Origin of the sequence: Pantoea sp. UBA7232 (assembly GCF_002473195.1) — a bacterium.
In the GTDB taxonomy this organism is placed as follows: domain Bacteria; phylum Pseudomonadota; class Gammaproteobacteria; order Enterobacterales; family Enterobacteriaceae; genus Pantoea; species Pantoea eucrina.
Window position 1 is genome coordinate 19,464 of record NZ_DKTK01000010.1, and the last position, 13,495, is coordinate 32,958.

The 13,495-nt window shown below is 57.2% G+C and carries 11 protein-coding genes and 1 pseudogene; 1 reads left to right on the top strand and 11 read right to left on the bottom strand.

From position 1 onward, the window contains the following. Positions 1–29: 29 nt before the first annotated feature. The 7 genes from B4056_RS11650 to gmk all read right to left on the bottom strand — a co-directional run bounded on the left by B4056_RS11650 (position 30) and on the right by gmk (position 9,213). Positions 30–1,709 carry an AsmA family protein gene (locus tag B4056_RS11650; protein ID WP_039385670.1) on the bottom strand — a complete coding sequence of 560 codons (1,680 nt, stop codon included), beginning with the start codon at positions 1,707–1,709 and terminating at the stop codon, positions 30–32. A gap of 122 nt (positions 1,710–1,831) precedes the next feature. After that, on the bottom strand, positions 1,832–3,220 hold the full coding sequence (locus tag B4056_RS11655) for a nucleobase:cation symporter-2 family protein (RefSeq protein ID WP_039381325.1): 1,389 nt from the start codon (positions 3,218–3,220) through the stop codon (positions 1,832–1,834). Between the two features lie 133 nt (positions 3,221–3,353). Continuing rightward, positions 3,354–5,432, bottom strand: coding sequence for an ATP-dependent DNA helicase RecG (gene recG / locus B4056_RS11660; RefSeq protein ID WP_288654825.1), 2,079 nt, complete (start codon positions 5,430–5,432; stop codon positions 3,354–3,356). Continuing rightward, entirely contained in the window at positions 5,429–6,124 is a 696-nt protein-coding gene (gene trmH / locus B4056_RS11665) for a tRNA (guanosine(18)-2'-O)-methyltransferase TrmH (protein WP_039381320.1), read from the bottom strand. The genes recG and trmH overlap by 4 nt, the downstream gene beginning before the upstream one ends. A gap of 3 nt (positions 6,125–6,127) precedes the next feature. Beyond that, positions 6,128–8,236: a bifunctional GTP diphosphokinase/guanosine-3',5'-bis pyrophosphate 3'-pyrophosphohydrolase gene (gene spoT / locus B4056_RS11670; RefSeq protein WP_288654827.1), complete on the bottom strand. Its 2,109-nt coding sequence runs from the start codon at positions 8,234–8,236 to the stop codon at positions 6,128–6,130. A 20-nt stretch (positions 8,237–8,256) separates the two neighbouring features. Next, the gene (rpoZ, locus tag B4056_RS11675) at positions 8,257–8,532 is read right to left on the bottom strand and encodes a DNA-directed RNA polymerase subunit omega (protein WP_013511051.1); all 276 of its coding nucleotides are present in this window, start codon (positions 8,530–8,532) and stop codon (positions 8,257–8,259) included. A 57-nt stretch (positions 8,533–8,589) separates the two neighbouring features. Then, positions 8,590–9,213: a guanylate kinase gene (gene gmk / locus B4056_RS11680; protein WP_039381313.1), complete on the bottom strand. Its 624-nt coding sequence runs from the start codon at positions 9,211–9,213 to the stop codon at positions 8,590–8,592. Positions 9,214–9,452: 239 nt separating this feature from the next. Between gmk and ligB the strand changes: the two are divergent. After that, positions 9,453–11,189 (top strand): annotated as a pseudogene (gene ligB, locus B4056_RS11685) (NAD-dependent DNA ligase LigB); the annotation flags it as partial. Here the strand turns inward: ligB and B4056_RS11690 are convergent. The 4 genes from B4056_RS11690 to B4056_RS11705 form a co-directional block, all read right to left on the bottom strand. Continuing rightward, positions 11,136–11,753 carry a trimeric intracellular cation channel family protein gene (locus B4056_RS11690; protein ID WP_071668661.1) on the bottom strand — a complete coding sequence of 206 codons (618 nt, stop codon included), beginning with the start codon at positions 11,751–11,753 and terminating at the stop codon, positions 11,136–11,138. The pseudogene ligB and the gene B4056_RS11690 sit on opposite strands and share 54 nt — an antisense overlap. A gap of 304 nt (positions 11,754–12,057) precedes the next feature. Then, a complete protein-coding gene (locus B4056_RS11695; RefSeq protein ID WP_190289178.1) occupies positions 12,058–12,702 on the bottom strand; it encodes an oligosaccharide flippase family protein in 645 nt (214 codons plus the stop codon). Positions 12,703–12,775: 73 nt separating this feature from the next. Next, positions 12,776–13,042 (bottom strand): hypothetical protein, encoded by a 267-nt coding sequence (locus B4056_RS11700; protein ID WP_071668654.1) that lies wholly within the window; start codon positions 13,040–13,042, stop codon positions 12,776–12,778. Positions 13,043–13,290: 248 nt separating this feature from the next. Then, on the bottom strand, positions 13,291–13,495 hold a 205-nt coding region (locus B4056_RS11705; RefSeq protein WP_288654830.1), incomplete at its 5' end, for a hypothetical protein.

Sequence of the window (13,495 nt, forward strand, 5' to 3'; positions counted from 1 at the left end):
GCGGCAACAACGCGATCGGCCTGCCGTTCTTAATCTGTCTGCCCGTTACGCATGCTCTGCTGCAGCGAGCCGGCGTCGGTGGTAACGGAAAGGTCTGCCGAAATGCCCGGACGCAGCGGCGTACCGGCGCGCAGTGACCCCTTAAGCTGCAGCTGCAGATTACTGTCACCGCTCTGCGTCAGCGCTGGCCAGCCCCAGTTTTCCAGTACGTTGACCGGCACCGCCTGGCCCTTCAGGCTCAGCGTCAGCGGACGTTCGGCGCTCTGGCCTACCGTTGCCGTCGCCTCCAGCAGTCCATTGCCGTTAAAAGCGCTCATTTCTGTTATCTGGATTTGCTGCTCATCTGCCGTCAGCGCTATTGAGGGATGACGCAGATCGGTACGGTTAAAGGTCGCTTCTGCCGCGTTAAGACTCGCTTTGCCCGACCAGATCCCCCACTGATGCGCGCGCGCCAGCAGCAGATTATCCGCAGAGCCGTCCAGCGCCGTCATCTGGAAAGGAAACGCCGGGTTGATATCGATGATCAGGTTACGATTGGCGGTGGCGTGCTTCACCAGCACGCTGTCAAGCCAGGCGGGCAGGGCGGCCTGCCAGCGCTCGCGCCAGTTCTGCGGCAGCGTATACTCCAGTCCGGCCACGGCCAGATCGTCCAGCGTCAGCTGCCGGTTGCTGCGCGTCCAGCTGCCGCTGGCGCGCAGAATACCGTTAACCCAGCGGGAGCTGAACTGCGTAAGTCTGACGCCTTCAGGCGAGAACTCTGCATTAACGATAGGATCATCCAGCGCCAGGCTGCCATTGATAAAGTTGCCGGCATTCATCGCCAGATAGCCTTCGTTACTCTGCCAGTCGCCGTTGCGCAGGGTAATGTCCCGCAGCGTAAGATCGAGGTCGGTGACCGCCCAGTCCGGTCCCTGCAGCCGGGCGTCGGTGACATCCAGACGGTTAATTGTGACCGCAGGGGCCGTCAGCAGCGGGCGCAGGAAATCATTCAGCGATTGGCTGGTCTGCAGACGGATATCATTCAGGCGCAGCTGATCAATGCTCCAGTTACCCTGGTCGTCACGCTCTGCCCGACCGGTCACCGATCCCCGGGCGATATCCGCACCTATCGTGGTGAGCTGCAGGCGGCGCTGCGCCACGTTGCCCTGTAGCAGCACGTTATCACCGGCCAGCCCGTTCAGCGTCAGCTGCGCGGCGCTTATCTGAAACTGTGCGTCACTGCCCAGCATATCGGCGGATACAGGTTTCCATGGAACAATACCGCCATTGACGCCGCGGGCAGAGAGCGGCAGCGCCGTGCGCGGGCTTTCCAGGCGCACATTGCGCAGCTGCAGGCGGTTGGCCTGAACGGGCAGCGTGGTGGATGGCGTCTGATTAGCGAGATTGATCTCCCCTTCATGAATTTCAATGCTGTCAAAATGAAGCCAGTCGCTGAACTGCACCATCGCCAGGCCCAGATCGATGCGTTTAGCCACGACAACCGCAGGCTGGCCATCGTGACCAAAACTGAAATTATCCAGCACGATATGCGAAGGGGAAGAGAAGTTGTGCTCAATTTTACTGACGGAGAGATGCCACGCAGTTTTATCACTTACCCAGCGGCTAAACCAGCCGGCACCCCACTGTGTCTGCACCAGTACATAACCGATCACCAGCAGCAGCAGAATCAGCAGTAATAGAGTAAGGAAAAACTTGCCCAGGAATTTCATTGCATTCATCCATCGCGATCGTTGTCCGGTCAGTGGTTGTTATGCCTGAATTACCGTTACAGCTCAACCGTCTGGCGAAAAATGCGGATAAATAGCAGGCAGGCGGGCGCCTGCCTGCTGCGCTATTTTTCCTGCGGGAAAATAAGATTAAGCACGATCGCCGTAATACCGCCGGCAGCAATACCGGAAGAGAGCAGCGTTTTCAGCCACTCTGGCGCAAACTGCAGGATCAGCGGCTGCTGAGAGACACCGAGTCCGACCGCCAGCGATAGCGCAATAATCATGATAGCGCGGCGGTTAAGCGGCTCGCGGGATACAATGCGCACGCCGGAAGCGGCAATGGTGCCGAACATCACGATAGTGGCCCCGCCCAGCACCGGTTCCGGAATATGCTGAACAAAGCCGCTGACCGCCGGAAACAGCCCGAGAACCACCAGCATCAGCGCCACCACAAAGCCTACATAGCGGCTGGCCACGCCGGTCAGCTGGATCACGCCGTTGTTCTGACCAAAACAGGAGTTGGGGAAGGTGTTAAACAGGGCAGAGACGCAGGAGTTCAGGCCGTTTGCCAGTACGCCCCCTTTCAGGCGCTTCATATAGAGCGGGCCGCTGACCGGCTGTTCTGAAACGTCAGAGGTGGCGGTGATATCACCGATGGTTTCCAGCGAAGTAACCATAAAGACCAGCATCAGCGGGATCAGCAGATTCCAGTCAAAACCCAGCCCGTAATAGAGCGGTGAAGGCACAGCCAGCAGCGGCTGCTCTACCGGTGCCGCGCTCTCCGGCAGCATATCCAGTCCCCACGCCAGTGCATAACCCACCGCCATCGCGATCACCAGCGATGCCACACGCAGATAGGGGTTGCGCTGACGGTTAAGCAGAATAATCACCAGCAGCACGGCACCTGCCAGCAGCAGATTTCCAGGCGCGCCAAAGCTGTGATCGTTCATAGCAGCAAAGCCGCCGCCAATTGAGGTCAGCCCGACCTGAATCAGTGAGAGACCGATAATCATCACTACGATGCCCGACACCAGCGGCGTAATAATCCGGCGTGCAAGATGCAGCACGCGCGACAGCAGCATTTCGGTACAGGAGGCGACCATCAGCGTGCCAAACAGCGCTGCCATCATGGTGGGCACATCCGCGCCGCCATTCTTCAGCGCCATACCGCCCATAATCAGCGGCGTAACAAAGTTAAAGCTGGTGCCCTGAATCGACAGCAGCCCGGAGCCCACCGGTCCCCATGTTTTGATCTGCAGCAGCGACGCTACGCCGGAGGCAAACAGCGACATACTGATGATGTGCTGCGTATCCTGTGCCGGCAGCCCCAGCGCCTGGCAGATCAGCAGTGCCGGGGTGATCACGGCGACAAACATCGCCAGCAGGTGCTGACAGGCGGCAAACAGCGTCTGCGGCAGCGGCGGACGATCCTCAAGACGATAAATCAGTTCGCTTTTTGTCGTGGCAGACGCACTGGCGGGCGAAAGGGGTTCGGCACGATTAACAGACATGACAGGCTCTCAGTAACAGCAAAGTGGCGATTTTAAACGGTTGCCCGCTGAAAGCAATCGTTTGCATCGCTGCGGCTGATTACCGGCTGGACATTTTTTCAGCGGGCGCGCAGGGCGCGCCTGAAACCGGCCTCTATGCGTGGCTGTAGCGTTCAGTTTCCGGCAGCCAGCGCTCAATCAGCGCCTGTGCCTGTTCGGGGTAATATTGATGGATATGGCGCGCCACGCGCTGCACTTCGGGGATCATGGCCTGATCGCGCAGCAGGTCAGCGACCCTGAATTCAGCGTTGCCGGTCTGCCGCGTGCCCAGCAGCTCGCCGGGGCCGCGAATTTCAAGATCGTGCTGCGCAATCACAAAGCCGTCGTTGCTGTCGCGTAGTACCTGCAGGCGACGCTGAGCGGTTTTGCTCAGCGGGGCTTTATAAAGCAGCACGCAGTGTGAGGCGACAGCGCCGCGTCCGACGCGTCCACGCAGCTGATGCAGCTGTGCCAGACCGAGCCGCTCCGGGTTTTCGATGATCATCAGGCTGGCGTTAGGGACATCCACGCCAACCTCAATAACGGTAGTGGCGATAAGCAGCTGGATCTCGTTCGCTTTGAACGCGGCCATTACCGCCTGCTTCTCTGCGGGCTTCATCCGACCGTGCACCAGGCCGGTGCGCAGATCGGGTAATGCCACGCTCAGCTCCTGCCAGGTCGCTTCAGCAGCCTGCGCTTCCAGCACGTCCGATTCATCAATCAGGGTGCAGACCCAGTAGGCCTGACGTCCCTCCAGGCAGGCGCTTTTTACGCGTTCAATAATCTCGCTGCGGCGCGTGTCCGGAATAGCAACCGTTGTGACCGGCGTGCGGCCCGGCGGCAGCTCATCGATAGTCGAGGTGTCGAGATCGGCGTAGGCGGTCATCGCCAGCGTGCGCGGAATGGGTGTCGCGGTCATAATGAGCTGATGCGGATGAAAACCCTGCTCTTCGCCTTTTTCCCACAGCGCCAGCCGCTGATGAACACCAAAGCGGTGCTGCTCATCAATAATCACCAGCGCCATGCCGCTGAACTTCACCTGCTCCTGAAACAGCGCGTGCGTGCCCACCACCATCGCCACCTGACCACTGGCGATCGCCGCCTGCTGCGCTTCGCGCGCTTTGCCTTTCTGCTTGCCGGCGAGCCAGCCAACCTCGATGCCGAGCGGCGCAAACCACTGACGGAAATTTGCAGCGTGCTGCTCGGCCAGCAGTTCAGTCGGCGCCATCAGCGCCACCTGTTTGCCGTGGGCAATGACGTTCAGCGCTGCCAGAGCCGCCACCAGCGTTTTACCGGAGCCGACATCGCCCTGTACCAGGCGCAGCATCGGATAGTCATTAGCCAGATCGCGCTCAATCTCTTTTACCACGCGCTGCTGCGCGCCGGTCGGAGAGAAAGGCAGCGCGGCCAGCAGCCTGTCCACCAGCGTATGGCAGGGGGTCAGCGGCAGCGCATGATGACGCTGTGCCCCCGCGCGTACGGCCAGCATGCTGAGATTATGCGCCAGCAGCTCTTCAAGAATTAATCGCTTCTGTGCCGGATGGCGGCCGGTTTCCAGTTCGCTGAGCCGGAGATCGGGTGGCGGCCGGTGCAGCGTGCGCAGCGCATCAGGCAAGCTGATCAGCCCGCCGCTCAGCTCTGACGGCAGCAGCTCAGCGATCGCACAGCTCTCCAGGAGAGTCAGCGCCTGGTCGGTAAGATTGCGCAGCGTGGCCTGACGTATCCCCTCCGTGGTGGGATAGACCGGCGTCAGGGTTTCCTGCAGCTCAACGCCGCCCTGCTCACCCTGAACGCGGTATTCAGGATGGATAATTTCGGCGCCGCGCTGTCCGCGCTTGATCTCACCATAAGCGGTGACGCGGCGACCCAGCGCCAGGCTGTTTTTCATGCCGGCGGTGAAGTTAAAAAAGCGCAGAGTGGCAATCCCGCTGCCGTCACCAATCTGGCATACCAGCATGCGGCGGCGACCAAAGGTGACTTCGCTGTTCAGCACTTCGCCTTCGATGGTGGCCCAGATACCAGGCAGCAGATCGTTAATTTTGTAGAGCTGGGTGCGATCTTCATAGCGCAGGGGCAGGTGCAGCAGCAGATCCTGGATAGTAAACAGGCCGAGTCTGGCCAGCTTAGCGGCCTGGCTGGCGCCGACGCCGGTCAGGGTACTGAGCGGTATGGCATCCAGCAGCCGGCCTTTCATTTCCGACCCGTGGCTTGCATGGCGGACCACCAGCTGGCATCAGCATCGATGCCACCCTGCATGTTGATCTGCGGATAGGGCAGGCCTTTCTGCTTCGCCACGCGGGCGAGAACCGGATAGCCGCCTTCAAACAGCAGACGCTGCTGCTCTTCTTCATCCAGCAGGCTGTGCTTACGCTGATACATGCCGGCATTCTGTCGCTGGCGCTGTGCTTCATACAGAATCAGCGCCGAGGCCACAGAGACATTCAGCGACTGCACCATACCCACCATCGGAATAATAATATCCTGGTCAGCCAGCGCCAGCGCGTCGGCGGTGATGCCGGTTTTTTCCTGACCCATCAGAATGCAGGTCGGGCGGGTGTAATCGATAGCGCGAAAGTCGACCGCCTTGTCTGAAAGATGGGTGGCGAGCACCTGCATGCCGCGATCTTTCAGATGGCGTACCGCTTCCGTAATGTGCGTATGGGTTTTAACTTTTACCCAGCTGTTGCTGCCTGCGGAGGCCGAAACCATCGTGCGCATCCGCACGCTGGGCCAGACGGCGTGAACCTCATGAATGCCCACTGCGTCTGCCGTGCGGATCACCGCAGAGACATTGTGCGGCTTGTGCACCTGCTCCATGCAGACGGTGAGATCGTGCTGACGCAGCGCCAGCATTTCCTGAATTCGGGCAAAACGTTGAGCATTCATGCATTAATTACGGTTACGGTGGACTTTAATCACATCCGGCATCACGCGAATTTTGCGCATGATGTTTGCCAGATGGACGCGGTCGTTAGCAGTCAGACGGATAAAGGCGCTGTAGACGCGGCCATCGCGCTCTTCGGTATTCAGGCTCTGAATATTCGATCCCGCCGTGTTAATGGCGGCGGTCAGGTTCGCCAGCGCACCCTGGTGGTTAAACATATCCACCTTAATCTCCGCCACGAATTCCTGATCGGTTACCTTATCCCACTCTACAGCCATAAACTTCTCGGGCTCTTTCTGGTAGCCACGGATATTACGGCACGATTCATGGTGTACGACCAGACCCTTGCCAGGGCTGACGTGTGCGACAATCGGGTCGCCGGGAATAGGACGGCAGCACTTGGCGAAAGTGATCAGTACGCCATCCGCGCCTTTAATCGGCAGTTTTTTGCTGCGCTTGCTGCTCTGCGCCGCATCCGCAGCGGACTGCAGCAGGTTTTTCGCTACGACCACGCTCATGGCGTTGCCCAGACCAATTTCAGCCAGCAGATCGTCCATGCTGGCGAGCTTCATACGCTCCAGCTCCAGCTGCACGTTTTCTGCCGGTATCTCAGCCAGCTTTTTACTGCCGCCCAGCGCATGGCTCAGCAGACGACGCCCGAGGTTAACGGAATCTTCACGCTTGAGGTTTTTCAGCAGCTGACGGATCTTGGCGCGCGCTTTTGAGCTGACCACAAAGTTGAGCCAGGCAGCGTTCGGGCGTGCGCCAGGCGCGGTGATAATCTCGATTGTCTGTCCGCTGGTCAGCGGCTGTGACAGCGGATAGGGCTGGCGATCGACGCGCGCGCCGACACAGGCGTGGCCAATGTCGGTATGTACCGCGTAGGCGAAATCGACCGGCGTCGCACCAGCAGGCAGCTCAACAATGCGGCCTTCCGGCGTAAATACGTAGATCTCATCCGGAAACAGATCGGATTTAACACTTTCGATAAATTCAAACGAGCTGCCGGCGCTTTGCTGCAGCTCCAGCAGGCTCTGCAGCCATCGCTGAGCGCGGATCTGTGCGGTCGTGCCGCTTTCGCCCGCTTCTTTATAGGCCCAGTGGGCTGCCACCCCCATCTCTGCCATTTGATCCATATCTTCGGTACGGATCTGCACTTCAACCGGCACGCCGTGCGGGCCAATCATGGAAGTGTGCAGGGATTGATAGCCGTTGGCTTTGGGAATAGCGATATAATCTTTGACGCGGCCGGGACGCGGCTTATACAGGCTGTGCATCTGACCCAGCACGCGATAGCAGGTGTCGAGATCTTTCACCACCACGCGGAATGCGTAGATATCCATGATCGAGTGAAAACGCTGCTCTTTGAGGTGCATTTTGCGGTAGATCGAGTAAAGATGCTTTTCGCGTCCGCTGACGTGGCAGGGAATGCCCGCCTCCAGCAGACGCCCGTCAATTTCTGACAGGATCTTCTGAATCATCTCTTTACGATTACCGCGCGCCGCTTTGACCACCTCTTTGATCACCCGAAAACGATTAGGGTAGAGCGCTTCAAATCCCAGCTCTTCCAGCTCTGTTTTCAGATGATGAATACCAAGACGGTGCGCCAGCGGGCTGTAAATCTCCAGCGTCTCCAGCGCAATGCGGCGTTTTTTATCCGGACGCAGGGCGCCCAGCGTGCGCATATTGTGCGTACGGTCAGCCAGCTTGATCAGAATGACGCGGATATCCTGCACCATCGCCATGATCATTTTGCGGAAGTTTTCAGCCTGCGCTTCTTTCTTGTCGCGGAACTTCAGCTTGTCGAGCTTGGATACGCCTTCCACCAGTTCAGCCACGCTCTTGCCAAACAGCTGTTCCATGTCCTGATAGGTGGCAGGTGTATCTTCGATCACATCATGAAGCAGCGCGGCCATCAGCGTTTCATGGTCGAGTTTCATCTCGGCCAGAATGCAGGCCACGGCAACAGGATGGGTGATGTAGGGCTCACCGCTGGAGCGAGTCTGTCCCTCGTGAGCATCACGTGCGACAAGGTAGGCTTGCTTGAGGCGCTTGATTTGCTCCTCAGGCAAGTATTTTTCAATCAGCTGATTGAGGCTTTCAAACAGATACAAGGTTGACCTGCAGAGTGCGGTTAACGACGACCTTCAGCGATAGCGGTAACGGCTTGCAACTCAGCGGCTTCCTGCTCTTGCTGTTCCTGACGATCACGCACATCCAGAATCTGGTTGGTGATCAGGCCTTCTTCGATTTCGCGCAGGGCGATAACGGTGGCTTTATCGTTCTCTTCCGGAACCAGCGGGTCTTTGCCGCCTACCTGCATCTGACGTGCACGACGTGCAGCGACCAACACCAGGTCAAAACGGTTACCAATTTTCTCTACTGCGTCCTGAACGGTTACGCGTGCCATAGGTGTGCTACTCCACAGATGATGAAGAAATGACTGGGCATAATACTGAAACTGAATTCAGACTGCCAATAGTTTGCTGATTAAAGCATCATGACGCGCTTTCTGGCGTCCCATACGCAGACGTTCTGCGCGAATAATGGTTTTCAGATCGGACAGCGCCAGATCGAAATCATCATTAACAATCAGGTAATCATATTCAGCATAGTGGCTCATTTCCGCCACGGCCTGCGCCATGCGGCGGGCGATAACCTCTTCGCTATCCTGACCACGGCCGCGCAGACGGCGATCCAGCTCTTCGGTTGACGGCGGCAGGACAAAAATACTGCGTGCTGCGGGCATTCTGCTGCGGATCTGCTGCGCGCCCTGCCAGTCGATATCCAGAAAGACATCCACGCCGGTGGCCAGAACCTGCTCAATCGCGGCACGAGATGTACCGTAATAGTTGCCAAACACTTCGGCATGCTCGAGGAACGCATCCTCAGCAATCATGCTTTTGAATTCAGTTTTGGAAACAAAAAAGTAGTGCTCACCATGCGCTTCGCCAGGCCGCATGTCGCGGGTGGTATGCGATACCGACACCTGCGTGTCGTAGAGCGGTTGTGTCTTTAACAGCGCCTGAATCAGGCTGGATTTACCCGCGCCGCTGGGGGCGGAAACAATATAAAGCGTGCCTTGAGCCATGGTTATCTTGAATTGAGTAAAGAGCGGAGTCGATTTCCTGCACAGTATACACGGGTTAGGGCCGCCACGCAGCGTTTGCCGTGCAGGTAAGGCAATTCTTTTCTGCGAACAGGCGCAAACCGCGCGGTAACAGAGAGTAAAACGTCAGATTTGTGCGCGAGCGCGATTCCACACTCTGCGCAGGCTACTGGCTATGAGCCACCGCCGTACGCTTCAATCAGCAAAAAAGGAGAGCGGCAATGAAACGATGGCTGTGGTTAGGTCTCTGCCTGCTGAATGCAGAAAGCCGGGGAAAAGCGCTGTGCCCTGTCTGGTCGCCGGTGCGGGCGCAGCAGGAGATAACGCGCCTGCAGGAGCAGTTGCGTCACTGGGACAACGTTTACTACCAGCAGGGGGCGTCGCTGGTCAGCGATGATGACTATGACAGTCTGCTTTCCCGGCTGCAGCAGTGGCAGCGCTGCTTTGTACCCGACGAACCGGTACATGAAACCGCGCTGCCAGCCAGCCGTGGCGCGCCACATCCGGTTGCGCATACCGGGGTGCGCAAGCTGCGCGACAGGCTGGCGGTTGCTTACTGGATGCAGCATAAATCCGCGCTCTGGGTCCAGCCTAAAGTCGATGGCGTGGCCGTCACGCTGCTCTATCGTCACGGCAGGCTGACGTCGCTTATCAGCCGTGGCGATGGCGTGCGCGGTGAGGAGTGGCGCGACAAAGCGGCGCATATTCCGGCTATTCCGCAGCGGATTGAGACCTCGCTGGCGGAGGTCGTCCTGCAGGGAGAGCTGTTTCTGCAGATGACCGATCATCAGCAGGCGCGCGATGGCGGAGCCAATGCGCGGGCGCAGGTGGCCGGCGCGATGATGCGGCGCGAGATCGGTCCGCTGCTGAAACGCACCGGGCTGTTTATCTGGGCGTGGCCGGACGGCCCACCGGAGATGACGGAAAAACTTACGCAGCTGTCGCGCTGGGGCTTTGATCTTGCCCGGCAGTGGAGCCAGCCGGTCAGCGATGAAGAACAGGTTGCCGCGTGGCGCGAGCGCTGGTTTCGCGCCGCGCTGCCGTTTGCCACCGATGGCGTGGTGATCCACGCTGCGCCTTCTGCTGCCGGCCGGGACTGGCAGCCAGGACAGGGAAGCTGGTCCGCCGCATGGAAATATCAGCCTGCCGAAGTCAGCAGCGAAGTGCGTGCCGTTACGTTTTCCGTTGGCCGCACCGGGAAAGTTGCGGTGGTGCTGAACCTGCAGCCGGTGCAGGCAGAGGATAAAACCATCCGGCGTATCAGCATCGGCTCTGTTGCACGCTGGCGCGCGCTGGATGTGATAGCTGGCGATCAGGTCACGCTGACGCTGGCCGGGCTGGGGATCCCGCGTCTGGAGCGGGTGATCTGGCGGGTGGCGGAACGCCACTATCCGGAACCGCCCGCCAGTGATGATTTTCACGCTACCAGCTGTCTGCATATTACGCCTGCCTGTCGTGCGCAGTTTCTTTCCCGCCTGAGCGGGCTGAGCCAGAAAACAGTACTCGATATTGCCGGTATGCAGCGCAGCAGCTGGCAGCGCCTGGTGCAGCACGGTGCGCTGACGCACCTGTTTTCATGGCTGACGCTGACGCCAGAGCAGATTGCCGCAGCGGAGGGCATATCGCCGGCGCGGGCGCAGCGTATCTGGCTCAGTTTCAGGCTGACGCGTCAGCAGCCGCTGCGACGCTGGATCGCGGCGCTGGGTCTGCCGCTGCCGCGTCAGGCGCTTGCGTCCCTGCCGGATACGCAGTGGGAAGCGCTGCTGGCGCGCAGCGAGGCGGACTGGCAGCAGCTGCCGGGGGTTGGCGACGTGCTGGCGCAGCGGCTGGTCACCATGCTGCAGACGCCTCAGCTGCGTGAGCTAATCGCGTTTCTGCAGCAGCAGGGCATTCCGGCCGCTCCCTCAGTGTTCAGGATGGGGATAGTTGAAGACCGGCAGGCCGAGACGGAAACGCAGGGCGAGCAGGCGGGCAGCAAAACCGAACAGCAGGGTGATAATGACCACCGCTTCATGCGCCAGCGAGGTTTTCAGCAGCAGGATATAGATCCAGCCAGACGCGAAGGCGATACCGGCATACAGCTCTTTCTGGAACACCAGCGGAATGCGGTTGCAGAACATATCGCGCAGTACGCCGCCAAATACGCCGGTGATGACCGCAGCAATTGCGGCGATGATCGCCGCGTGGCCGGAATCCAGCGCGACCTGCGCACCAATAATCGAGAACACCACCAGGCCCAGTGCATCAAGTACCAGAAACACTTTGCGCAGGTGATTCATCAGCGGTGCAACAAAGGTGGTGACCACCGCTGCCGCCGCAACAATCATGATGTACTCCGGATGCTTTACCCAGCCGAGCGGGTAGTGACCCAGCAGAATATCGCGCACTGAGCCGCCTCCGATTGCGGTGACAGAAGCGATGATAATAACGCCAAACAGATCCATTTTGCGCCGGCCTGCAGCCAGCGCGCCGGTCATCGCTTCAGCGGTAATGCCGATAAGGTAGAGAACAGTTAATAGCATGGGGGGCTCCAGCAGTCTGGCCGGCAAGGCTAAAGCCTCCGCGGCACAGAGACTATTGAGATTTTTTCAACTGAACGGCGTCAGATTAGAATAGATAATGTGATGATTAAGAAAAGGCAGGCAGGGAAGGGGATAAACAAAATGCGTCAATATTTGTGATAAAAAAATATGATGCGGGGAAGCCTGTTTTCAGACGAGGAACGATTAAATCGCCTGCAGCGCAGAAAAGAAAAAAGCGTGCTGTTAACCAGCACGCGAACGCATCGGACAGATGCCCAGAGCCCACCATACAGACTTGTTGTTATTATCCGTTTCTTGCTCGCACGCTGGCGAATTCTTTCAGGCTAAAACGGTACGCAGGCTGGAACCAGGCGCGACCGTAGTAGCAACAGAGCAGCATTCTGACGGAGACCAGCGCAAGGTATCCCCAGACCGCGCATAGCGCCGACGGCATCAGCCACACCGTAAAGAGTGTTGCCGCCAGGCCCGCTGCTACCGAGGTGATCTCGATAAAAGCGATACGCGTAAACTGCTTTTCCCGCTGCAGGATAGCCCGGTAGTGCTGCCCCTGCGGGATAATAATAAATATTACCGACATCATCTCCAGCATAACCGCAAGCTGCGGCTGCTGCGCTATAGCGCTATAAATGTCACTGCCAATAAACAATGCTGCAAAAATAAATAAGCCGGTAAAAATACTTCCCCAGTAAAGAACGGACATTTCGCTATTATTAAAGCTTATTTTGCGAATGATTTTATTATTAAAGCCGCGATCGGCAAGTGTATCGATAACCAGCAGAGCCAGTATGGCGATAACCAGCAGGTTTAATTCATTCGCCTGCAAAGTCTGCGCCAGCAGCGTCAATTGTAAAACGCCAATGCCAATAATTTTTGCTGAAGAGAGAAGCGACCATTTGGCGCTGGACAGCTCTCTTTCACGTATCGCCACAGTATGCTCATTATGGTACATGTACCATCACAGTTAAGGAGTTGTACAGAGCAGAAGCGGCACGCCCTGCACCTTAGTGCAGCACATCCTGACGCAATCCTGAGATACCTTTCAGGTTTTGCCATTTATAAATACACTGCAGCAAATGGTGTTCTGAAAATAGCGCAATACCGCAGGCGTTTATTATTTCTTTTGTCTGCACGGTATCTCCTCCGGTACGGAGGAAATCCGTGAGATCGTTATAAAATCCTTTTGTATTATTATAATCCCCGGCCAGCATCCGTCTGGCAATCTCAACGAATTCTTTTTCTGACAACAAAGGATAAGTTGAGCGATCCATGTTTTTCCCTGTTTTTATTATTAAGTCTTGCTGTGTGTGAATACGTTATACAGTTTTTTATTTAATTTAACACCATGAGAAAATTCCTATAAACAAACTTTAGAAATTAATGGTTTCAGACTATGCATTAAAATAGTTAAGCAGCGATGTTTCTGACTAATTAATATTTTCAGGAAACTGTCTTATTTCTCTCAGCGCCTGACCTCCGAATGATATGAATATCTTTTTATATCAATACCTTTACAGGATTACGTCATGCGGTCAGCCAGGAATTTTCCTGTTAACAACGCTTTAGCCTGGCTGGGGATACGGTGCTGAAATCGGAGAAAAAACCACGAAACAGTTAAGGAGTACTGCGCAAAAAAAATGCAGTTTTTTTTGTAATTGCGCCCAGCAATGGCTGGAAAATCAGGATTTATGTAAGCGTTTGATTCTAAATAGATGCGCGGAATA

Bases quoted from the DNA above. Each gene is read 5' to 3' on its own strand.
- B4056_RS11650 (WP_039385670.1), bottom strand. From the start codon at position 1,709: ATGAAATTCCTGGGCAAGTTTTTCCTTACTCTATTACTGCTGATTCTG.
- B4056_RS11655 (WP_039381325.1), bottom strand. From the start codon at position 3,220: ATGTCTGTTAATCGTGCCGAACCCCTTTCGCCCGCCAGTGCGTCTGCC.
- recG (WP_288654825.1), bottom strand. From the start codon at position 5,432: ATGAAAGGCCGGCTGCTGGATGCCATACCGCTCAGTACCCTGACCGGC.
- trmH (WP_039381320.1), bottom strand. From the start codon at position 6,124: ATGAATGCTCAACGTTTTGCCCGAATTCAGGAAATGCTGGCGCTGCGT.
- rpoZ (WP_013511051.1), bottom strand. From the start codon at position 8,532: ATGGCACGCGTAACCGTTCAGGACGCAGTAGAGAAAATTGGTAACCGT.
- gmk (WP_039381313.1), bottom strand. From the start codon at position 9,213: ATGGCTCAAGGCACGCTTTATATTGTTTCCGCCCCCAGCGGCGCGGGT.
- B4056_RS11690 (WP_071668661.1), bottom strand. From the start codon at position 11,753: ATGCTATTAACTGTTCTCTACCTTATCGGCATTACCGCTGAAGCGATG.
- B4056_RS11700 (WP_071668654.1), bottom strand. From the start codon at position 13,042: ATGGATCGCTCAACTTATCCTTTGTTGTCAGAAAAAGAATTCGTTGAG.